This window comes from Olleya aquimaris (assembly GCF_003259525.1).
GTDB classification, from domain to species: domain Bacteria; phylum Bacteroidota; class Bacteroidia; order Flavobacteriales; family Flavobacteriaceae; genus Olleya; species Olleya aquimaris.
Genome location: NZ_QLLO01000002.1, coordinates 361,242 through 383,618 on the forward strand (window position 1 = coordinate 361,242; position 22,377 = coordinate 383,618).

Consider the following 22,377-nt stretch of genomic DNA (forward strand, 5'->3'; position numbering starts at 1 on the left):
TATGAAGAATTTATTTTACATCTTAATTACTTTTTTAGTTTTCACCTCTTGTAACGAGTACCAAAAGGCATTAAAGTCTGAGGACGTTGCAGTTAAATTTAAAATGGGAGAACAACTGTATAACGACGGTAAATACAATAAAGCTAGTCGTTTATTTACTCAGATAGTTCCTGCTTACAGAGGAAAACCTCAGGCTGAAAAATTAATGTTTTTAGATGCAGATTGTTATTTTCAAACTAGACAACATTATCTAGCAGGATACAGATTTGAGCGTTTTGCAACATCTTATCCAAGAAGCGAAAAATTAGAAGAAGCTTTATATAAAAGTGCCATAAGTTATGCTGCGTTATCTCCAGTATATTCTAAAGAACAGCATGAAACTAATCATGCTCTAGAAAAATTACAATTATTTGCCAATTTATATCCAGAGTCTCAATATATGCCAGAGATAAACCAATTGGTAAAAGATTTACAATACAAACTAGAACTTAAAGCGTATAGCATAGCAAAACAATATAATCATATTACAGATTATAAAGCAGCTATCAGCTCGTTTAATAATTTTATTGCAGATTTTCCTGGTACAACGTTACGCGAAAAAGCTGCTTATTACAGATTTGATTCAGCTTATCAATTAGCTGTAAAAAGTGTAGAATACAAAAAAGAAGAACGCTTAAACTCAGCAATTTCATATTATAATTCTTTCAAAAAATCATATCCAGTATCAGAGTTTTCTGAAAATGCAGAGAAGATGGTTGAAGATTTAAAACAACAATTAGAACAATATAGTACCAAAAGCTAATATATTATGGATTTAAAAAAAATCGACGCTCCGTTAACAACAACTACTTACAATAGAAATGAAATAGATGCGCCAACTAATAACATTTACGAAGCTATTTCGGTTATTTCTAGAAGAGCAGAGCAAATCAATTCTGAAATCAAAAAAGAATTAATTGAAAAGCTTGAAGAGTTTGCAACGTATAACGATAGCTTAGAAGAAATCTTTGAAAACAAAGAGCAAATTGAGGTGTCTAAATTTTACGAAAAATTACCTAAACCTCACGCTTTAGCAGTGCAAGAATGGTTAGATGATAAAATCTACCACAGAAACACAGAGCAAGATAACCAAGACTAAAACTATGTCTATATTAAGTGGCAAAAATATACTATTAGGCATTAGTGCTGGTATTGCTGCTTACAAGACTGCTACATTAGTCAGAGCATTTATAAAAGCAGGTGCAAACGTCCAAGTTGTGATGACACCTGCTTCTAAAGATTTTGTAACTCCGCTTACATTATCTACACTTTCCAAAAACCCAGTACATTCAACCTTTACAAATGATGACGATGACAACGCTATGTGGAATAACCACGTAGAGTTAGGTCTTTGGGCAGATTATTTTGTTATTGCACCAGCTACTGCAAATACCTTGTCTAAAATGGCAAACGGAACTTGCGATAATTTGCTACTAGCAACCTATTTGTCTGCAAAATGCAAAGTATATTTTGCACCAGCTATGGATTTGGATATGTATAAACATCCTTCGTCAATTGCTTCTTTTGAAAAACTAAAAAGTTTTGGCAATATTATGATTCCTGCAACTTCTGGCGAGCTAGCTAGTGGATTAGTTGGACAAGGACGTATGGCAGAGCCAGAAGATATTGTGGCTTTTATTGAGCAGGATATTTTAAATGGTTTGTCACTAAAAAATAAAACAGTATTAATAACTGCTGGTCCAACCTATGAAGCAATAGATCCTGTCCGATTTATTGGTAACCATTCTTCAGGTAAAATGGGGTTTGAATTAGCTAAAGCAGCTGCTAATTTAGGCGCAGAAGTTATATTAATAACTGGTCCAACACACCAAACAGTCAATCATAGTTTAATTACGATTATTCCTGTGGTTAGTGCACAAGAAATGTATGAAGCTACTCATCTTCATTTTAATAATTCTGATATTGCAATCTTATCTGCAGCAGTAGCAGATTATAAGCCAAAAAATGTTGCGACTCAGAAAATAAAAAAGAAGGATTCTACGTTAACTTTAGAACTTGAAAAAACTAAAGATATACTAGCGTCTTTAGGACAAATAAAAACAAATCAGTTTTTAGTAGGTTTTGCTTTAGAGACTAATAACGAGTTAGAACATGCTAAATTGAAACTAAAAAAGAAGAATTTAGATTTAATTGTTTTAAATTCGTTAAACGATAAAGGTGCTGGTTTTAAATCCGACACCAATAAAGTTACTTTAATAAACAAAGCTGAACAAATTACAGTTTTTGAGTTAAAGTCTAAAACAGAAGTAGCTACAGATATTTTTAATACCATAATTAAAACAATACATGCGTAATCTATTATTTCTTTTTTTATTCTGTTTTTCTATGTCTATTCAGGCTCAGGAATTAAATGCAACAGTAGTAGTAAATGCACAGCAAACGGGTAATGAAAACTTACAGCAATTTAAAACCCTAGAAACACAGTTAAAAGAATTTATTTCTAGTACAAAATGGACCAACAAAACGGTTAAACCGCAAGAACGTATAGATTGTAATTTTGTAATTAACATCAGTGAGTATTCAGGAAATAATTACAAAGCAACGTTGCAAGTACAGTCGTCTAGACCAGTTTTTGGTGCTAGCTATACAACACCAATCTATAATGTTAATGATAAGGATTTTACTTTTGAGTATGTCGAGTTCCAACAACTTATCTACAATCCTACACAGTATGCTTCTAATTTAATTTCTGTGTTGGCATTTCATATTCATATGATATTAGGTATGGATGCAGAATCTTTTGCAAAAGAGGGTGGAAGCGATTACTTTAAACAAGCCCAGAATATTGTCAACTTTTCTCAGCAGGAAAACTACTCTGGATGGAAACTTGAAGATGGCTTGCAAAGTAGATTTGCGCTTATAGATAACTTATTGTCACCTACTTTTAAAGAGTTTAGAACAGTGATGTATAACTACCATAGACGAGGTTTAGACATCATGAGCGAGAATCAAAAAGATGCTAAAAACGAAATTGCTATAGCATTAGGGTATTTTAAAGACATGAATAGAAGACGCCCAAATTCTTACTTACTACGTGTGTTTTTTGATGCTAAAGCAGAAGAAATAGAACAAATTTTTTCTGATGGACCAAGTGTAGATATTGCAGACCTGATAGATACTTTAAACAAAGTAGCACCAATGCATTCTTCTAAATGGAGAAACATAAAATTTTAGAACTATATTTTTTTAGTGATTCACTAACTAATCAAACTAATGCTTACTGGACTAACCATAAAAAACTACGCGTTAATAGATCAGCTTCAAGTTAATTTTAATGATGGTTTTACCATTATTACAGGAGAAACTGGAGCAGGTAAGTCTATTTTATTAGGCGGATTATCTTTAATATTAGGTAAACGTGCAGATTTATCAAGCTTGCGTAATCCAGACACAAAGTGTATTATAGAAGCTACCTTTGATATTGCTAAATACAAATTACAACCGTTATTTAAGTCGGAAGACTTAGATTACGAATCCCAAACAATTATTAGACGCGAGATCTTACCGTCTGGAAAATCTAGAGCTTTTGTTAATGATTCGCCAGTCAATTTATCTAGTCTTCAATTATTAGGAGCACAACTTATAGATATCCACTCTCAAAACGAAACGTTACAATTAGTGGATGATGCGTTTCAGTTTCAGGTGATTGATGCATTAGCAAATACCGAAACTAATTTAGAGACGTACACCCTTCATTTAAAACAGTATAAAACGCTTCAAAAACAGCTAAAAGAATTAAAACATTTTCAAGCTGAAGCCATTAAAGAACATGATTATAATTCATTTTTATTAAACGAATTAGAAACTGCTAATTTAAAAGCAGGAGAGCTCCAAGATTTAGAAGAAGAGTATGAGGTTTTAAATAATGTAGAAGCTATACAGCAAAAGTTAGAAGAAGCCAATGCTTTGTTAAGCGAGGAGCAAATAGGTGTATTAACTAACTTAAGAACCATTAAATTAGCTTTACAAAAGCTATCAACTATTTCTATTAATTATCAACCTATTTTAGACCGAGTAACCAGTAGTTTAATAGAGTTAGATGATGTTTTGGTAGATATAGAGCGTTTTCAAGACGCATTAGATGCAGATCCCAACAGGTTAGAAGTAGTAAACACCAAAATATCTACGTTAAATAATTTAATGCAAAAGCATTTAGTTAATTCTGTAGACGAGTTGCTAGAAATAAAAGAAGCGCTTTCTAAAAAAGTAGAAGCAACAGAAAATGTAGAGCAAGATATTTTAGAAAAAGAAAAAGAAATTAATGCAGTTAAACTACTTTTAAATACAGAAGCTAATAGCATTACAGAAAAACGCCATAAAGCTATACCAGATTTAAAAAAGCAATTAGAAGCTATTTTAAGTCAATTAGGTATGCCTAATGCGCAGTTTAATATTAGTTTAAACCCTTCAGAAGAGTTTCTGTATAACGGAAAAGATAATTTAAGCTTCCTATTTTCAGCAAATAAAGGTGGACAATTTAATCAGCTTAAAAAGGCTGCATCTGGTGGAGAGTTATCTAGAATTATGTTAGCCATAAAATTTATTCTTTCTAAATATGTCAAGCTACCTACTATTATGTTTGACGAAATTGATACAGGAGTCTCTGGTGAAATCTCCAACAAAATGGCAGACATCATGTCACAAATGAGCACTAATATGCAAGTGTTTAGTATTACACATTTACCGCAAATTGCTGCCAAAGGAAATACGCATTTTAAAGTTTACAAAGAAGATGTCAATGAAGTAACCACTACTAATTTAGTGAAATTAAATTACGACGAGCGCGTAGTGGAACTAGCTCAAATGCTTGGAGGTTCTCAATTATCAGATTCTGCAATAGCACATGCTAAACAATTATTGAATTAATAGTATCTTTGAAAAATTAATAAACAAATCAACTAATTTTCAAATAACAAATCAACTACAAGATTATGTCATACAACTTATTAAAAGGAAAAAGAGGAATCATATTTGGCGCATTAGACGAAAACTCTATAGCTTGGAAAACTGCAGAACGTGTCCATGAAGAAGGCGGAACATTTGTACTAACTAATGCACCAGTTGCTATGCGTATGGGACAAATAAATGCATTAGCAGAAAAAACGGGATCTCAAATAATTCCTGCGGACGCAACGTCTTTAGAAGATTTAGAAAATTTGGTATCCCAAGCTACAGAAATTTTAGGCGGTAAATTAGATTTTGTATTACACTCAATTGGGATGTCGATAAATGTTAGAAAAGGAAGACATTATACAGACCAAAATTATGATTGGACACAAAAAGGAACTGATGTGTCTGCAATGTCATTTCATAAAACCATGCAAACCCTTTACAAGCAAGATGCTATGAATGAGTGGGGAAGTATTGTTGCTTTAACTTACATGGCTGCACAACGTGTGTTTCCTGACTATAATGATATGGCAGATAATAAAGCGTATTTAGAAAGTATTGCACGCAGTTTTGGGTACTTCTTTGGAAGAGATAAAAAAGTTAGAGTAAATACTATTTCTCAATCTCCAACACCAACCACAGCAGGAAGTGGAGTTAAAGGATTTGATGGTTTTATTGCTTACGCTGAAAAAATGTCGCCACTAGGTAATGCAACTGCATTAGATTGTGCTAACTACACCGTATCCTTGTTTAGCGATTTAACTAAACGTGTTACCTTGCAAAATCTATTTAATGATGGAGGCTTCAGTAATATGGGAGTAAGTGATGCAGTTATGGATGCTTTTGTAGAGTCAAATAACAAATAACAATTCGGTAACAAATATCACAAAGCCTTACGAATATCGTAAGGCTTTTTTTTATGTTTAAAAAGTAGTGCCATGTATAATGAAATTAGGAAAAGTCTTACTCTCAAATAGTTGTGGTTTTTTGTTAAATAAATTAACACTTTAACTTGTTTATTTGTGCTTTATCGATTTGGTAATAGTTAGACTTTGTAGTTAGGAATTAATCAATATTTTTAGAGAATGATTAATTAATTAATAACTAATACTAAATTTAATATGAAAAAAATTACTTTATTAATTTTTATGTTGTTTACTTCATTTTCTTTTGCACAATTGCAAGTAGGAACTGGAAACAACCAATTACAGAATATGCCATTTGAACCATTTTATGGCTACACTTACAGTCAGAGTATTTATACTGCTGCTGAAATTAACACATCTGGTACAATTACTGGATTACAGTACTACTTTAGTGGTACATCATTATTACCAAATAGTCAAGATATAACTATTTATATTGGTCATACAACAAAGACTGCTTTTGCTAGTACAACAGACTGGGAACCAGTTTCAGGTCTTACTGCATCTTACACAGGAGGAATAGATGTGTCTGGTGGTGTTGGATGGGTAACATTAACTTTAGATACCCCTTTTGTATATAACGGTACAGATAACCTGATTATAGCATTTGATGAGAACTTGGCTGGATATGATGGTTCAGGTGACGATTTTTGGAATACTGCTACCTCAGAAGTAAGAAGTATTACTTACAGAAGTGATAGTGTAAATCCAGATCCAACTGCACCTCCTACAGCTACTGGAACTTACTCTTTTTCACCAACAATTATTTTTAATGGTCTTGTAGCTTCATCTCCTCCAAATTGTGATTCAACTTTAACGGATATTAATGTCACTGGAGATGTAACATGGACAGCAGCTACAGGTTCTGCAACTGGTTATAAATTATCAGTAGGTACTTCTACAGGAGCTACTGATGTTGCTAACGCAGTAGATGTAGGTGACGTATTAACATATAATGTTGGTGCTTTAAGTGCTGGAACAACATACTATGTAACTATAGTATCTTATAATGCTAATGGTGATGCAACGGGATGTGTAGAACAAACTTTTACAGTTCCTTGTGTAGATCCTTCAGCAGGAACAATAACAAATATTACAACTTCTAGTGCAGATCTTGGTTGGACAGAAAATGGTACAGCAACATTATGGAATGTTGAAGTCGTTGATGTAACAGGTGGAGGTACTGCAACTGGAGTTGCTACTGCAACTGGAGTTGCAAATCCTTATGAACTTACTGGATTAGAACAAAACAATAGCTACGAATTTTACGTTCAAGCAGATTGTGGAGGAGCATTATCTTCATGGGTAGGACCTTTTGCATTTACTACGCAATGTAGTGCTATTGTAGCTCCTTATTCAGAAGATTTTGAGACATTTACAACTTCTGCTAGTGCTTTTACTAATGAAAATTGCTGGACTGGAACAAATCTTGGAGGATATTTATGGGAAGTAGCAGCAACTACAGATACATCTTCGACCGGAACAGGTCCTGGATCTGGAGTAAGTAGTGGTAATTACCTGTTTACAGAAGCTTCATCAGGAACTGTTGGTGATGCAATAGACCTTGTAAGTCCTTTAATAGATTTAAGTGGTTTAACTGCACCAGCTTTGATATTTGATTATCATATGTTTGGTGTAAATATGGGAACGCTAGAAGTATTAGTTAATGGAACAACAAGTGTTTTTACATTAATTGGACAACAACAAACTTCTGAAACTGACCCTTTTCAAACAGCAATCGTAGATTTGAATGCCTTTACAGGACAAACAATTCAAGTAACATTTAGAGGGATTAGAGGCAATGGATTTGAAAGCGATATGGCTATAGACAATGTTTCTTTTAATGAATTACCAGCATGTGATGCTCCAATGGCTACATTTACAGTTGTTGAAGATTGTACAAATGGTTTTACAGTAGATATTAATGTTACAGATCTAGGTAGCGCAACCTCTTACGATGTTCAAAATGGTGGTGTAAGTGTTGGTACTATTACTTCGACTGGAACAACAAATGTTGGACCTTTTACAAATGGTACTTCAATAGACTTAGTTATAATTCATCCAGATGATTCGATATGTAATGTGTCTGAAAATGGTTTAGTAAATACTACACTTTGTCCAATTGAAGTGACCTGTGGTACTCCATCAAACATTAGTGGAGTATGTTATACTAGTGGAGTTAATGAAGAATGGTTATTCACTAGTTTAGATGGTACTAGTTTATTAGATATTACTGTAAATGCAGGTCAAGTAGAGTCTTGTTGTGATGAATTTATTGTGTATGATGGAGCTGATGCTACAGCACCAGAATTATTTAATGGAACTAATGGTGGTGATTTAACAGGATTATCGTTTACATCAACAGGAACTTCTTTATATATATTATTGACACCAGATGGATCAATAGATTGTGGTTCTAGTGGATATGTTCAATTAGATTTTGATGTAAATTGTGCAGTAACGTCAATACCAAACGACGAGTGTGCAAATGCTGAAGCCTTAACATTAGGAACAGAAGTTTCTGCAGATAATACTGGAGCAACAGATTCTATGATTACTCCAGACTGTTTTACAGGTGCTATCGCAGATTTATGGTACTCTTTTGTAGCGACGTCTACTGGAGAAGTAACTATTACTACAACAGCAGCTCAATATGGTGTATATAGCGATTGTGCTGGTACCCAAGTTGGTGCTTGTAATACATCTGTGGTTAGTGGTTTAACAGATGGTGCTACTTACTATGTGAGAGTTAGTGATGATGGTACTACTAGAGCTCAAGCTCCAGGTGCATTTACATTAACTGTAGCAGAATCATCATTAGGTGTTGATGACTTTAATACAGAATCTTTATTCTCTTACTATCCAAACCCAGTAAACGATAACTTAACATTACAAGCTCAAAAAGAGATTACTAATGTTTCTGTTTACAATATGATTGGACAAGAAGTGTACAGAAACGCACCAAATACTTTAACTAACGAAGTAAACATGTCTAATTTACAATCAGGCGCTTACTTTGTAAAAGTTACTGTTGGTAACGCTACTGAAACAATTAAAGTTATTAAGAACTAATCTTAGACTTTTAATTCTATATAAAAGCCACCTTTTTAAGGTGGCTTTTTTTATTTGTTTAACTTACATTTGTTACATGAAATTAAGCATCTCTTTTATAATACCTGTTTATAATCGTCCTAATGAAATTGAAGAGCTATTAGAAAGCTTTTCAAAATTAGAGGGTACTCATGATTATGAAATTGTTATTGTTGAAGATGGTTCTTCCTTAACTTCTAAAGCTGTAATAGATAAGTATAACAAACAGTTAAACATTTCCTATTATTACAAGTCAAATTCAGGTCCAGGAGATTCAAGAAATTACGGAATGTCCAAAGCAAAAGGTAATTACTTTATTATTTTAGATAGTGATTGTTTGTTACCAAGTCAATATTTAAATACAGTCATTGATAGTTTACATTCAGAATATGTAGATTGTTTTGGTGGACCAGATAAATCACATCACTCTTTCTCAAACATTCAAAAAGCTATAGATTTTAGTATGACCTCATTTATTACTACAGGAGGTATTAGAGGAGGCAAAAGAAGTGTCAATCAATTTCAACCAAGAAGCTTTAATATGGGTTTGTCTAAAACTGCTTTTGAAGCGACTCATGGTTTTGGTAATATTCATCCTGGAGAAGATCCAGATTTATCAATTCGACTTTGGAGTTTAGGTTTTAAAACTAAACTAATACCAGAAGCTTATGTGTACCATAAACGTCGTATTTCTTGGTCTAAATTTTACAAACAAGTCTATAAGTTTGGTTCTGTAAGACCTATTTTAAATTCATGGCATCCACAAACTAAAAAGTTGACCTATTGGTTTCCTACTTTGTTTTGTTTAGCAGTACTTGTTGCCATAATTTTTACTTTTTTTAATATAAATTTGCCAATTTACTTGTTGCTATTATATTATGTTGCAGTTTTTATATTGGCTTTAATCAAAACTAAAAGCTTAGTCATTGCACTTCAAGCATGGTTAGCTTTAAGTATTCAATTTATAGGTTATGGTTATGGATTTTTAAAATCGACACTTTTGTTATATTTTAAAAACAGTAAGCCAGAAATTATTTTTCCAGATTTATTTTTCAAAACCAAATAAAAGATATGCTAAAATCTAAAATATTAGGGCTATTCAAAAGCAAGAAACTAAACATGTTTTTATTGTTTTTAATATTAGCTTTTTCAATTTTAATTTTAACTAAGCTATCAAAAACTTATACAGCAACCATAGCGTTTAAAGTACATGCTAAACATGTTAACGATACGCATGTTATAGTAAATTCTAATGCAACTAATTTAAACATTACTTTAGAAACTTTCGGATTTAAATGGGTTAAGTATGCATTTAAGCGACCAGAATTAGACATAAGTTTAAAAAATGAAATCTCAAAACAAGACTCTACAATAGTTTGGTCTGCTTCAAAAGACTTTTCAACAATTAATAATCAATTTGATAAAGACGTAAAGATTATAAGTATACAACCAGAAACATTAGTCTTTAAATTTGATATTAACGCTGTTAAGTACGTCCCAATTAAATTAGATGCCAATATCCAATATGCACAAGGTTATAATACTTTAGATGAGGTTAAAACTAATCCAGATAGTATTAAACTAATAGGTCCAAGTTCGGTTTTAAATCAAATAAAACACATTCAAACTCAAAAAATAAGCTTAGAGAGTGTAAAAAACAACATCAATCAAAACCTACTTTTAAAATTAGATAGCTTAAATAGGACGGTTAAAACAGATTTGGACCGTGTTAATTTATCCATTAAAGTATCCAAATTCTCGGAAGATATTGTAAGCTTGCCCATAGAAATTATTAATATCCCAAATGGTAAATCAATTAACTATTTTCCTAAACAAGTATCTTTAAGCTATACTACTAGTTTAGAAAACTATAAAAATATTACTAATCAAGATTTTAAAGTAGTTTGTAATTTTGAAGAAGCAATTGACAATTCTTATCTTACACCTTATATAGTAAAACAGCCTAAGGATGTTAAAAATGCAAGACTCCTACAACAAAAAATAGAATTTATTATAACAGAATGACGCCAAAAATAATAGGATTGACAGGTGGAATTGGTAGCGGTAAAACTACTGTAGCTAATTTTTTTAAACAATTAGGTGTGCCTGTATACATAGCAGATGCAGAAGCTAAAGCCTTGATGAGTCGTTCTAAAATTATAAAACGAAAACTATTACAACTTTTTGGGAACCAGGCATACCTTGACAATAAACTAAATAAACCTTTTATTGCTAAGCAAATTTTTAATAATGAAGATTTATTAAAAAAAATGAATGCTATTGTACATCCAAAAGTTGCTAAGCATTTTGAAAGATGGGTAAATAAACAAAACACAGATTATGTTATAAGTGAAGCAGCTATTTTATTTGAAAACGGTAGCTATAAAAAATATGACTATATTGTAACTGTTGTAGCACCTAAAGACATTAGATTAAAAAGAGTGATGGCACGAGATAAAACTACTGTAAAAAAAGTTGAAGCTATTATGAATAATCAATGGGACGATGATAAAAAAATAGCACTTTCGGATTTTGTAATTAATAATACAGACTTAGAAAACACAAAATTACAAGTTGGTAATATCCACGAAAAACTCTTAAAATCAATTACTAAACCTTAAATTTTAACATTTTTGTTAATGTAAGGTTAAATGGTAAGATTGGTAAATGTTAAAATCTTAATTTTGAATGATGAATAAAAGGATTTTTCTTGTATTGGTCATTTTAATGAGCTGTTCTTTAATAGGAATTATTTTAGTACAGGCATACTACATTAACAATTCGCTTCAAAATACAGAGAAGCAATTTAACTTTAATGTAAAAAAAGCATTAAGTTATGTGTCCAATACCATTGAAAACGATGAGAAGGAAGAATACCTAATTAAGTTTACAGAGTTATTAAATCAAGGCGAAATTAATGATACTACTGCTATTATTAATATTTATATTAAAGAAGATAATAGTGACTCTAACGAAACGGTAATCTACAGAAACGGAATTTTAGAAGAAAATTTTAAAGTTTCATCAGCGCTCTTTGACATAGGTTTAGATAGTTTAAACGTTAAAAGAATTTTACAAAAACGTGAAACTGAAATTATAGAAAACAATACCATTGATGGAAGTAAAAACTTATCAGCAATGTTATCTAGATTAAGTAAACTAAACGAAAGTACTCAAATAGCACTTGAAACAGTCTATAAAGATAAAGCCTATTTAAAACCTATACACAAACGTGTTAGTATAGATAAAATAGATAGATTGTTAGCTTTAAAATTGTTGGAAGATGACATTGATATTGGTTACGAGTTTGCAATTTATAGTAACGATTTAGCGACTAAAATTAAAACACAAGATTTTCAGTATGAAAAAGCATCCACGTTTAGTGTACCCTTTTTTTACAATGAAAATGATAAAAGCAACTACAGGTTGTTAGTTAATTTTCCAGAACGTAAAAAGTTTATTTTCTCGTCTATATTAACCATGCTAGTTTTATCAATAGTGTTTACGTTAATTATCATAATTGCTTACTCTAGTGCTTTATACCAATTAATTAGACAGCGTCAAATTTCGCAAATCAAAACAGATTTTATAAATAATATGACGCACGAATTTAAAACACCAATTGCCACCATCAATTTGGCTTTAGATTCTATTAAAAACCCTAAAATAATTGACGATAAAGAAAAAGTACTGCGTTATTTAGGCATGATTAAAGAAGAGAATAAACGTATGCATGCACAAGTAGAAAACGTGCTTAGAATATCTAAACTTGAAAAAAACGAACTAAATATTAGTAAGGAACGTGTTGACTTAAACGACTTAGTAGAGGATGCTATTACACACGTTGAGTTAATTATTGAAGATAGAGGAGGTCATGTTGAGGTAAATCTTAACGCAGAGCGATCTTCCGTGTTGGCTAACGAGACACATTTTACTAACGTTTTAGTTAATATTCTGGATAATGCTATTAAGTATTCTCCAGAAGCACCAAAAATAATAGTCACCACAGAAGTTGTGGCTAACAATATTTTAGTGCATGTTAAAGACCATGGAAGTGGTATGAGTAAAACAGCTCAAAAACGCGTGTTTGAAAAGTTTTATAGAGAACACACAGGAAATATACATAACGTAAAAGGTCATGGATTAGGATTGGCCTATGTAAAAAGAATAGTAGAAGACCATCAAGGTCACATATCAGTAGAAAGTGAAAAAGAAAAAGGAAGTACTTTTACAATAAAGCTTCCACTAATCTCTTAGTATTATGGATGAACAATTAAAAAGAATATTATTAGTAGAGGACGATCCAAATTTTGGAACCGTTTTAAAAGATTATTTAACAATGAACGATTACGAAGTAACTCATGCTAAAAACGGTATGGAAGGCTTCGAAAAGTTTAAACGTGGTGATTTTGATCTATGTATCTTAGATGTTATGATGCCATATAAAGACGGGTTTACATTAGCAAAAGAAATTAGAGAAAAAAACGCAGATGTGCCAATCGTATTCTTAACTGCAAAAGCAATGAAAGAAGACGTTTTAAAAGGGTATAAAGTAGGCGCAGACGACTATTTAAATAAACCTTTTGATAGCGAAGTCCTATTAATGAAGATTAAAGCCATTATGCAACGTAAGGCTAACGACTCTGTTGCAGATAGCAAACAATTTGAATTTAAAATTGGGTCTTTTGACTTAAACTCTAAACTACGTTTTTTAAAGTTTAAAGATGAAGAACCAGTAAAGTTATCGCCTAAGGAAAATGAGTTATTGCGCATGTTAGCATTACATGAAAACGATTTGATGCCACGTGAATTAGCCTTAACAAAAATTTGGAGAGATGATAATTACTTTACGTCTAGAAGTATGGATGTTTACATCGCAAAGCTTAGAAAGTATTTAAAACCAGACCCTAAAGTGGAGATTTTAAATATTCACGGTGAAGGCTTTAGACTAGTAGTAAATCAAGATCACTAAATCTTAATATTTATATAAAAAAAAACCAGCTTTTGCTGGTTTTTTTATGCTCTATTGTAATTGGGATTCAATTAAAATAATTACATCTTTTAAAGCGGTTGTATAATCATACCAATGTGTTTCAGGGTTTTTTCTAAACCAAGTTAATTGGCGTTTAGCAAAACGTCTACTGTTTTTTTGAATTTCAGAAATTGCAACATCCAAAGTCCATTCGCCTTCTAAATAATTAAAAACTTCTTTGTAACCAACAGTATTTAAGCTGTTTAAGTGTTTAAAGGGAAGTAGTGTTTTTACTTCTTCAACTAAACCAGCTTCAATCATTTTATGGACACGTTGGTTAATACGGTCGTAAATAATGGGTCTTTCTGCTTCTAAACCAATGGTAATGGTTTTAAATGGTCTTTTATTTTTGTCTTTATTTAAAAACGAAGAATAAGGCTGACCACTTCCAATACAAATTTCTAGTGCTCTAATTACACGATGTGGATTGTCAATTGCAATTGCATCAAAAGACACAGGATCTAATTGTTTTAATTGACGTTGAAGTGTTTGTAAACCTTCTTGTTCTAATTGGTTATTAAGTTGTTTTCGGATTGCTTTATCCACCTCAGGAAACTTGTCCAACCCTCTAGTAACTGCATCAACATACAATCCAGATCCACCAACCATAATTACAATATCATGAGATTGATGAAGGGTTTTTATTTGTTGTATAGCCTCTTTTTCAAAAGCACCAACATTATACGCTTCAGTTATAGATTTATGATGAATAAAATGATGTTTAGCTGCTTCTAGTTCTTCTTTAGTTGGAGCTGCAGTACCAATACTCATTTCTTTAAAAAACTGCCTAGAATCTGCTGAAATGATTTCAGTCTTAAAATAATTAGCCAATTGGATACTTAGTGCTGTTTTACCTATAGCAGTAGGACCAACAATAGATATTAAATATTTGTTTGAAACTTCCAGTGGACTTTATATTTAGACATTATTTAACCTCTGCACCACACACATAACAATACTGTGCCTTTTTGCGTAAATCACTAGTCAGGCACCCTGGGCAAGTTTTAGTTTCTGGCTCCTCAATAGCTTTTTTAGCTTTTGCATCTGTATTGGGTTGAGTTGCAAATTCTGCAGAGACAATTCCAGTTGGTACAGCTATAATACCATAACCAATTATCATAATTAATGACGCAATTAATTGACCTAAAGACGTCACAGGTGCAATATCACCATAACCTACAGTAGTAAGAGTTACAATTGCCCAATACACACTTCTTGGAATACTTGTAAAGCCACTATCTTCACCACTTTCTATTAAATACATGACTGTACCTAATATTACACAAAGAATAATTACAAAAGACAAAAACACTGCAATTTTAACTCTGCTAGCTCTTAATGCTCTAATAAAATTGTTAGAGGCACCAATAAAACGGGCTAATTTTAAAATTCTGAAAATTCGCATTAAGCGTAATGCTCTTAACGCAACTAGAGAGTGAGATCCAATGAAAAAGAAAGATAGATATTTTGGTATGGTAGATAAAAAATCAATAATACCATAAAAACTAAAAATATATTTTTTAGGATTATTTATGGTTATAACTCTAGCAATGTATTCTATTGTAAATAGTATGGTAATAATCCATTCTGCAATGTTTAAAAACGTACCATATTTATTGGCGTAGCTTTCAACACTTTCTACCATGACTAATAAAATACTTGCAATAATTAAAACAAGTAAAACTAGGTCAAAAAGTTTACCAGCAGGTGTGTCTGTGTGGTAAATTATTTTATATAATTTACGTTTCCAGTCTGGTTTATTTTCTTCATTAGTCATATTGTAAAAATACTAAATTAACTTTAGTTGCTTTTTTGAAGCACAAAAACAGAGTTATTCTGAATGTCAACCATGTTTTTAAAAAAAGATTTAAGTTCCGTGTAATAACTTGTTGGATAAATTGAGTTTTTAAAATTGGTTCTAAAATATAATTCTGCTAGATTATCTTCTTTCTTATTTTTAAAAACAAGTAATCCAGAATTACCAACTAATTGAATCGATTTATCTTCTGGTAAATCTAAGATTTTATACTTATTATTTGTATTGATTTTTATATTATAAATTAATAAGTCTTTATAACCAAAATCTACAGGATAGGTTCTAGTGTTAAGTTGTAAAGGATTTTTTGATAAAAATTTAAAAATAAAAGGATCTAAATAAATTTTATCTCCTATGGTAGTTAAAGGTGCAGAAATTGAAAAAGTTTCTGTAAAAGTTGAGTTGTTGGAATCATCTTGTTCAATTTTTAAATCTTCAAAGCTACAGTCAGGATATGTGTTCTTATAATATTTTAAATAGTCTGTTTCATTTTTTCTATATCTTTTTTTAGTTTCTAATGCTTTATATCCAATTTTAATGATGGTGACTGTTCCAGAAAATGTATTATCATCATTAATATTAATATTAACATTATATTGAGAAGATGTATAACTGTCTAAATTAATATCAACCCATCGACTACCATCCTCAAAATTTATTTCTCTTCCATATTCATTTAAACACTCAAACGGTATTTGGCCAAATACTAAAGAAGGGTTTGTTGCGTCTAAAAAATAAGATTCTCCATTAATTTCAGCTCTTAAAATAATATAATTAAATTCTGAAATTACAGGATATAATTTAGTAACAAAACCATTATCTCTAGTAGATATTAATATAGGGTAAACCTTTATATTGTGTTTTTTTAAAAGGTTGTATAGTAGTAAGTTAATTTCTGCAACATTACCAGATTTTTCTTCTATTATATCTTTTAAGGATACGTCTTTGAATATTCTATAATACTTATTCCATGTATAGTTGTTTTTCACAAAATCAAAAATGTATTTTGCTTTATCTAAATCATTTGTGAACAGGCTTAATGACTCTTTGTCAATAAGATTCTTAACTAATTTTTCTTTTTTTAATTGTTTTCCAAAATTATCGTCATATTTAAGCTCTACATCAGCAGACTCCCATGATTTGGTAATATTTTTTACAGAACCATCAAATCCTTTTATAATTTTTAATTCATATTCAATTCTAGATAAGTAATTTTTAGCTGCTGTCATATATTCTTCTTCAATAAATGCAGGGATATTTTCCATACTATATTTAGATACAGTACAATCGGCAGTTGCTCCATTGCTACGCTCTATACAACGCTTTTGTATTTGACTACTATTTGCTTTTAATGGTAATTCTCCAACTAATTTTATGTTATAATTGTAGTTTCCTGGTATGCTTGTGTTGTATTCACTGTAAAGTTTAGGAATGTCTTCTTGAAAATACCAAGGTTGAAATTTATAAATAAACGGACTTTCAAGCGTGTAACTATAGGTTATAACAGAACCTTCTTTAATATCTGGTAAAGTAAATTTGTAAATGGTATAATTAGCATTTACTTTTTCTTCAAATACTTGAGATGCATCTAAATTTGTTCGTCTAAGAGTCCCATTTTCTAAGTTAGTAGTAGTAGCTACTAAATTTTTAATCTTTTCCTTATTTTTTCCTGAATTGTATAAATAAATAGAGACATTAGCTTTATCAAAACCATTACGATTTAAAATCTTAACTTTTTTCTGATAGTTAAATATTAAATTAAATCTTTTTTTATCTATTTCTGCATTTCCAAATTCATAAATTACTAAAGCATTAGCAGTAGTGTCTTGTTTAAATGTATTTAATTCTATATCCGAATTACTAACACTAAAATTTTCTGTATTAAATGTATTTTGAGAAATGGTAATGTTTGAGAAAAGTAGTAAGAATAATAGTTTTTTCATTGTAACTGAATAATTTTTAAACGTTTATTTTTTCGTAAATAGCTTTGAATAATATGTTGTTGGTCTCTATTGTTTTCCATTGGAGTAATAATAGTTTCCAAAATTTCTAAATTATTAATTTGGTAATTTAAATTAAAAAAGCCAAATCCTTTAAACACACCATTTTGTATTAAAATGGCACTGCGCTCATCCACCTCTCGACCTCTATCTATAATCACCATGTTTTTGTTTTTATAGCTGTATTTGTCTAACAACTGTTGCACACGTTGATTATAAGTTTCAGCAGGTTCTTTTTGGATACAAGCACCTTCGCATTTTTTGACTTCGTAATGAAAACAACTAGAACTTGTTTTATACAAACCAGATAGCTTTTGACATAATTGATACTGCTCGACCATTTTTTCTAAAAAATGGCGTCCACTTTGTCTAGTGCTAAACGTAGTAATACAAGGTTGTTTACCGTCTGCTTTTTCAATAGTTAAATTAATGTAACCGTTGTGGTCTGTAAAACTGTATAAAGCATGTGTAAAAATGCTTCTGCGTAATGCTCTGTTAAGGATAGGTTTGTTGCGTTTAATCTCTTCGCTTTCTTTTAACAATGCTACCAACTCGCTTCCTGTTGCTTCATAAGTTACTGCAACAACTTGAGATTGCATTTTTTTTGATTTTGGTGTAATACCTGTAAAATGCTGATTAACTCTACTTTTAATGTTTTTACTTTTACCAATGTATATAATCTCACCATCTTCTTTGTGCATATAATACACACCTGTTATGGATGGAAGTTGATCTACTATATCTATTAATCGTGGTTCCATCTGGAACTTTGGTTCTTTTCTAATAGAGTCTTTTATAATGGTTTTAGTGGTGTCTTTATTAAGTAGTAATTTAAATAGTTTAACAGTTGCAAGCGCATCTCCAGATGCACGATGCCTGTCTGTTACAGGAATACCTAGAGAACGTACCAATTTGCCCAAACTGTACGATTTTTGATCCGGAATTAAATCCTTAGCCAATTCTACTGTGCACAAAGTCTCACGTTCAAAAGGAAATCCTAGTCTTTTAAACTCGGTTTTTAAAATTCTGTAATCAAATTGTGCGTTGTGAGCCACTAGTATAGTGTCTTCGGTAATTTCTACAATACGTTTAGCCACTTCATAAAACTTAGGCGCATTACGTAGCATTTTACTATTTATACCTGTAAGATTAACTACAAAAGGTTGAATGTCTCGCTCTGGATTGACTAAACTGATAAACTGATCTACCACCTCATGACCATCATATTTATAGATGGCTATTTCGGTTATTCCTTCCTCATTGTACTTACCACCTGTGGTTTCTATGTCTACTATTGTGTAAATATGTGTATGCTTTTTTTATGGTTGTCATTACGAGGAGCAAAGCGACGTGGTAATCTTTTTAATTTAAAGAGATTGCTTCGTTTTACTCGCAATGACATTAATTTTAATTTCTGGTTCCAAATATACTACTTCCCACCCGAATCATTGTACTACCACAATCTATTGCTAATGGGTAATCACCACTCATTCCCATACTAATCGTAGAAAGGTCTGGTTTTATTGTTTTTAGCGTATCAAAAGTAGATTTTAATAAGTCAAATTCTTGTTTAATCTGATTTTGATTATCTGTAAAAGTTGCCATTCCCATAACACCAATAATATTGACGTTTTTTAAAACTGAAAAGTCCTCTGACTGCAAAATAGTCGAAGCTTCGCTTGGAGACATCCCAAATTTAGAATCTTCCTCAGCTATTTTAATTTGAAGCAAACAATCGATAATTCTATCGTGCTTTTTGGCTTGTTTATCAATCTCTTTTAGTAGTTTGAAGCTTTCTACACCATGAATTAAATCCACAAACTCAGCCATATACTTCACTTTATTACGTTGTACATGACCTATCATGTGCCATTTGATGTCTGTTGGCATTTCTTGATATTTGTCAGCCATTTCTTGGATTTTGTTTTCTCCAAAAATGCGTTGACCAGCATTATAGGCTTCCATCAAGTCACTAACTGGTTTTGTTTTAGATACTGCTACCAAAGTGACGTGCTTTGGAATAGATTGTTTTATTTTGTTTAGGTTATGTTTTATATTCATACTATTTCCTGCGTAGGCAAGAATCTTATTAATGTTGTTGATTTGTATTGTAAAAATAACACGATTTCTTATAACTTCGAAATGACCACTAATGCCTCATCCCTTTTTCTCTTTTCCCTTCCTCCTAAAACTCATAAATAGTCACACCACTTCTAATTTTTGGCTCAATATACGTGCTTTTTGGTGGCATAGTTAGTCCTTCGTCAGCAATTTGTTTCATTTGTGTTATGGTCGCAGGAACCATGCCAAATCCAACAGTAAATTCTTGACTATCGACCTTACTTTTTAGGTTTACAATATCTTTTTTTCCGCTTAAATAAAAAATACGATTATCGTTACGTAAATCGGTGATGCCTAGAATAGGTTGTAATATGGTTTTGTATAGTATTTGCGCATCTAATTCGTCTAAAGACGTTTTAATGTCATACTCTGTTTTTCTTAGGTACAACGAGTAGAACTCGCCATCCAAATACATGCTAAAATGATGTGGTTTAGAGGGTTGATAAGGCATAATACCTCTGTTTTCTATACGATAGATGGTATCTAATTGTATTAAAAATTCCTCTTTAGATAATCCGTTTAAGTCTTTAACTAAGCGATTAAATTCATGAATACGTAACTCTGATTCCGAAATTAAATAACTCATAAAAAAGTTATAACTCTCTTTACCTGTATGGTTTGGATTTTCGTTTTTTAACTCTTCTGCTAATAACTGAGACGATGATGACCGATGATGACCATCTGCTATGTACAAGGTTTTCATTGCTTTAAAGGCTTTGGTAATAGCATCTATATCTGCTTTATCTTCTATTTGCCATAAATAATGCGTGTCTCTGTACGTTGTTGTAAACTCAAATTCGGCACGTTCTTTTTGTTTTTCTGTAATTATTTGAGAAATTGTATCGTTATCGGGATAGGTGAGTAGTACAGGTTCTGCATTAAAACCAACTGTTTTTAGATAATCTTTAAAAATAACTTCTCTAGAAGCTATGGTGTCTTCGTGTCGTTTAATAACATTATTGTTATAGTCTTCCACACTTGCTGCAGCTACAATACCATTAAACTCTTGTAAATCTCTATCGACAATTTTATAAATATAGAAACAAGGGTTTTGGTCATGAATAAATACACCATCTTCTTTAAACTCAGAATACCTGTTTTTTACCAATTTATAACGAGCTTCTCCAGAAATTTCTTTGTCATATTTATACCCTGGATTAACAATGTGTAAAAACGAAAATGGATTATAGTCCAAACGTGCCTCTCGTTCTGCTTGCGTATAACTTTGATACGAGCGTGAAGCAACCAAACTAACTTTGTCTCTGGTTGGTCGTACTGCTTTAAATGGGAGGATTTTGGTCATATATAAAATTTTTTGTCATTGTGAGGAGTGACGTAAGGATCGACGTAACAATCTTTTTAAATTTACCTTAAAACATAAAAAGATTGCCACGTCCTGCGTCCTCGCAATGACAATATTTTTTAACTAAACAAACTGTTTAGCAACTTTCTCTGCTTTTCTGCTTTCTGAATAATCATAAAAACCTTCACCAGATTTAACGCCTAATTTACCAGCGCGTACCATATTAACTAATAATGGGCAAGGTGCATATTTTGGGTTTTTAAATCCGTCGTACATCACATTTAATATGGATAAACACACGTCTAATCCAATAAAATCTGCTAATTGTAATGGACCCATTGGGTGTGCCATACCAAGTTTCATGACTGTGTCAATTTCTTCGACACCAGCAACTCCATTGTATAAGGTTTCGATAGACTCATTTAGCATTGGCATTAAAATTCTGTTAGCCACAAAACCAGGATAATCGTTAACTTCTGTAGGTGTTTTACCTAAGGTTTTAGATAAGTCCATGATAGTGTTAGTCACGTCATCACTGGTGTTATACCCACGAATGATCTCGACTAATTTCATGATTGGAACAGGATTCATAAAATGCATCCCAATAACTTGGTCTGGTCTAGACGTTGCAGCACCTATTTGTGTAATAGAAATAGAAGAGGTGTTAGTAGCCAGAATGGTGTCTTTTGGACAAGCGTCGTCTAACTGCTTAAAAATCTTTAGTTTTAAATCAATATTTTCTGTTGCAGCTTCAACAACTAGACTTACATTTTTTACACCAGCTTCAATATTTGTAAACGTGGTAATGTTTCCTAAAGTTTCCGCTTTATTAGCTTCAGTGATTTTTTCTTTAGCGACCATACGGTCTAAATTTTTAGCAATCGTATCCATTCCGCGTTGTAAAGACGCTTCACTAATGTCTATTAATTGTACTTTAAATCCTGATTGTGCAAACGTGTGGGCAATACCATTACCCATTGTGCCTGCACCAATTACTGCTACATGTTTCATTAAAAAATTATGTTTAAATTCCGTTATCCCGAAGTATCGAGAGAAACTTTTATTTATAGATTACTTTTTTTTGTTACCAAATAGTACTTTGGCAAAAAAATCGACGATGTAAGACCAAAGCGATTTTT

General features: G+C 31.6%; 19 protein-coding genes. 12 read left to right on the top strand and 7 right to left on the bottom strand.

Translation table 11 applies throughout. The annotated features are described in order from the left end of the window. Position 1: 1 nt before the first annotated feature. The 12 genes from LY08_RS04420 (at position 2) to LY08_RS04475 (ending at position 13,938) form a co-directional block, all read left to right on the top strand. Positions 2–802 carry an outer membrane protein assembly factor BamD gene (locus LY08_RS04420; protein ID WP_111659222.1) on the top strand — a complete coding sequence of 267 codons (801 nt, stop codon included), beginning with the start codon at positions 2–4 and terminating at the stop codon, positions 800–802. Between the two features lie 6 nt (positions 803–808). Further along, entirely contained in the window at positions 809–1,138 is a 330-nt protein-coding gene (locus LY08_RS04425; protein WP_111659223.1) for a DNA-directed RNA polymerase subunit omega, read from the top strand. Positions 1,139–1,142: 4 nt separating this feature from the next. Continuing rightward, positions 1,143–2,354, top strand: a complete 1,212-nt coding sequence (gene coaBC / locus LY08_RS04430; RefSeq protein WP_111659340.1) for a bifunctional phosphopantothenoylcysteine decarboxylase/phosphopantothenate--cysteine ligase CoaBC — start codon at positions 1,143–1,145, stop codon at positions 2,352–2,354. Further along, positions 2,347–3,234: a type IX secretion system protein PorD gene (gene porD, locus LY08_RS04435; RefSeq protein ID WP_111659224.1), complete on the top strand. Its 888-nt coding sequence runs from the start codon at positions 2,347–2,349 to the stop codon at positions 3,232–3,234. Before coaBC ends, porD begins: the two co-directional genes overlap by 8 nt. A gap of 39 nt (positions 3,235–3,273) precedes the next feature. Then, on the top strand, positions 3,274–4,926 hold the full coding sequence (recN, locus tag LY08_RS04440; protein WP_111659225.1) for a DNA repair protein RecN: 1,653 nt from the start codon (positions 3,274–3,276) through the stop codon (positions 4,924–4,926). 65 nt (positions 4,927–4,991) lie between these two features. Continuing rightward, positions 4,992–5,816 (top strand): enoyl-ACP reductase FabI, encoded by an 825-nt coding sequence (locus LY08_RS04445; RefSeq protein WP_111659226.1) that lies wholly within the window; start codon positions 4,992–4,994, stop codon positions 5,814–5,816. Between the two features lie 255 nt (positions 5,817–6,071). Then, complete coding sequence (locus LY08_RS04450) at positions 6,072–8,948, top strand: T9SS type A sorting domain-containing protein (RefSeq protein ID WP_111659227.1); 2,877 nt, start codon at positions 6,072–6,074, stop codon at positions 8,946–8,948. Between the two features lie 76 nt (positions 8,949–9,024). Continuing rightward, entirely contained in the window at positions 9,025–10,032 is a 1,008-nt protein-coding gene (locus tag LY08_RS04455) for a glycosyltransferase (RefSeq protein WP_111659228.1), read from the top strand. Between the two features lie 5 nt (positions 10,033–10,037). Beyond that, complete coding sequence (locus tag LY08_RS04460) at positions 10,038–10,991, top strand: CdaR family protein (protein ID WP_111659229.1); 954 nt, start codon at positions 10,038–10,040, stop codon at positions 10,989–10,991. Next, positions 10,988–11,587, top strand: a complete 600-nt coding sequence (gene coaE / locus LY08_RS04465) for a dephospho-CoA kinase (protein ID WP_111659230.1) — start codon at positions 10,988–10,990, stop codon at positions 11,585–11,587. Before LY08_RS04460 ends, coaE begins: the two co-directional genes overlap by 4 nt. Positions 11,588–11,693: 106 nt before the next feature. Continuing rightward, positions 11,694–13,223, top strand: a complete 1,530-nt coding sequence (locus tag LY08_RS04470; protein WP_245907550.1) for a sensor histidine kinase — start codon at positions 11,694–11,696, stop codon at positions 13,221–13,223. Positions 13,224–13,227: 4 nt separating this feature from the next. Next, a complete protein-coding gene (locus tag LY08_RS04475; protein ID WP_111659232.1) occupies positions 13,228–13,938 on the top strand; it encodes a response regulator transcription factor in 711 nt (236 codons plus the stop codon). Between the two features lie 51 nt (positions 13,939–13,989). Here LY08_RS04475 and miaA read toward each other — a convergent pair whose 3' ends face one another. From miaA to LY08_RS04510, 7 genes are all read right to left on the bottom strand, one after another. Continuing rightward, positions 13,990–14,904 (bottom strand): tRNA (adenosine(37)-N6)-dimethylallyltransferase MiaA, encoded by a 915-nt coding sequence (gene miaA / locus LY08_RS04480; RefSeq protein ID WP_111659233.1) that lies wholly within the window; start codon positions 14,902–14,904, stop codon positions 13,990–13,992. Between the two features lie 19 nt (positions 14,905–14,923). Beyond that, complete coding sequence (locus tag LY08_RS04485; RefSeq protein ID WP_111659234.1) at positions 14,924–15,775, bottom strand: ion transporter; 852 nt, start codon at positions 15,773–15,775, stop codon at positions 14,924–14,926. A gap of 23 nt (positions 15,776–15,798) precedes the next feature. Further along, positions 15,799–17,757 carry a DUF3857 domain-containing protein gene (locus LY08_RS04490; protein ID WP_111659235.1) on the bottom strand — a complete coding sequence of 653 codons (1,959 nt, stop codon included), beginning with the start codon at positions 17,755–17,757 and terminating at the stop codon, positions 15,799–15,801. Continuing rightward, entirely contained in the window at positions 17,754–19,118 is a 1,365-nt protein-coding gene (locus LY08_RS04495; RefSeq protein WP_111659236.1) for an exonuclease domain-containing protein, read from the bottom strand. The genes LY08_RS04490 and LY08_RS04495 overlap by 4 nt, the downstream gene beginning before the upstream one ends. Positions 19,119–19,221: 103 nt before the next feature. Further along, positions 19,222–19,875: a YggS family pyridoxal phosphate-dependent enzyme gene (locus LY08_RS04500; protein ID WP_111659237.1), complete on the bottom strand. Its 654-nt coding sequence runs from the start codon at positions 19,873–19,875 to the stop codon at positions 19,222–19,224. 124 nt (positions 19,876–19,999) lie between these two features. Continuing rightward, positions 20,000–21,238 (bottom strand): DUF1015 domain-containing protein, encoded by a 1,239-nt coding sequence (locus tag LY08_RS04505; RefSeq protein ID WP_111659238.1) that lies wholly within the window; start codon positions 21,236–21,238, stop codon positions 20,000–20,002. A gap of 123 nt (positions 21,239–21,361) precedes the next feature. Next, positions 21,362–22,249: a 3-hydroxyacyl-CoA dehydrogenase family protein gene (locus tag LY08_RS04510; protein ID WP_111659239.1), complete on the bottom strand. Its 888-nt coding sequence runs from the start codon at positions 22,247–22,249 to the stop codon at positions 21,362–21,364. Positions 22,250–22,377 lie beyond the last annotated feature (128 nt).

What these genes read in the sequence shown, in the direction of transcription:
- LY08_RS04470 (WP_245907550.1), top strand. Translation starts at nt 11,694, where the DNA reads ATGAGCTGTTCTTTAATAGGAATTATTTTAGTACAGGCATACTACATT.
- LY08_RS04485 (WP_111659234.1), bottom strand. Translation starts at nt 15,775, where the DNA reads ATGACTAATGAAGAAAATAAACCAGACTGGAAACGTAAATTATATAAA.
- LY08_RS04445 (WP_111659226.1), top strand. Translation starts at nt 4,992, where the DNA reads ATGTCATACAACTTATTAAAAGGAAAAAGAGGAATCATATTTGGCGCA.
- coaBC (WP_111659340.1), top strand. Translation starts at nt 1,143, where the DNA reads ATGTCTATATTAAGTGGCAAAAATATACTATTAGGCATTAGTGCTGGT.
- LY08_RS04500 (WP_111659237.1), bottom strand. Translation starts at nt 19,875, where the DNA reads ATGAATATAAAACATAACCTAAACAAAATAAAACAATCTATTCCAAAG.
- coaE (WP_111659230.1), top strand. Translation starts at nt 10,988, where the DNA reads ATGACGCCAAAAATAATAGGATTGACAGGTGGAATTGGTAGCGGTAAA.
- porD (WP_111659224.1), top strand. Translation starts at nt 2,347, where the DNA reads ATGCGTAATCTATTATTTCTTTTTTTATTCTGTTTTTCTATGTCTATT.
- LY08_RS04490 (WP_111659235.1), bottom strand. Translation starts at nt 17,757, where the DNA reads ATGAAAAAACTATTATTCTTACTACTTTTCTCAAACATTACCATTTCT.
- LY08_RS04510 (WP_111659239.1), bottom strand. Translation starts at nt 22,249, where the DNA reads ATGAAACATGTAGCAGTAATTGGTGCAGGCACAATGGGTAATGGTATT.
- LY08_RS04420 (WP_111659222.1), top strand. Translation starts at nt 2, where the DNA reads ATGAAGAATTTATTTTACATCTTAATTACTTTTTTAGTTTTCACCTCT.
- LY08_RS04425 (WP_111659223.1), top strand. Translation starts at nt 809, where the DNA reads ATGGATTTAAAAAAAATCGACGCTCCGTTAACAACAACTACTTACAAT.
- LY08_RS04455 (WP_111659228.1), top strand. Translation starts at nt 9,025, where the DNA reads ATGAAATTAAGCATCTCTTTTATAATACCTGTTTATAATCGTCCTAAT.
- LY08_RS04505 (WP_111659238.1), bottom strand. Translation starts at nt 21,238, where the DNA reads ATGACCAAAATCCTCCCATTTAAAGCAGTACGACCAACCAGAGACAAA.
- recN (WP_111659225.1), top strand. Translation starts at nt 3,274, where the DNA reads ATGCTTACTGGACTAACCATAAAAAACTACGCGTTAATAGATCAGCTT.
- LY08_RS04460 (WP_111659229.1), top strand. Translation starts at nt 10,038, where the DNA reads ATGCTAAAATCTAAAATATTAGGGCTATTCAAAAGCAAGAAACTAAAC.
- LY08_RS04450 (WP_111659227.1), top strand. Translation starts at nt 6,072, where the DNA reads ATGAAAAAAATTACTTTATTAATTTTTATGTTGTTTACTTCATTTTCT.
- LY08_RS04475 (WP_111659232.1), top strand. Translation starts at nt 13,228, where the DNA reads ATGGATGAACAATTAAAAAGAATATTATTAGTAGAGGACGATCCAAAT.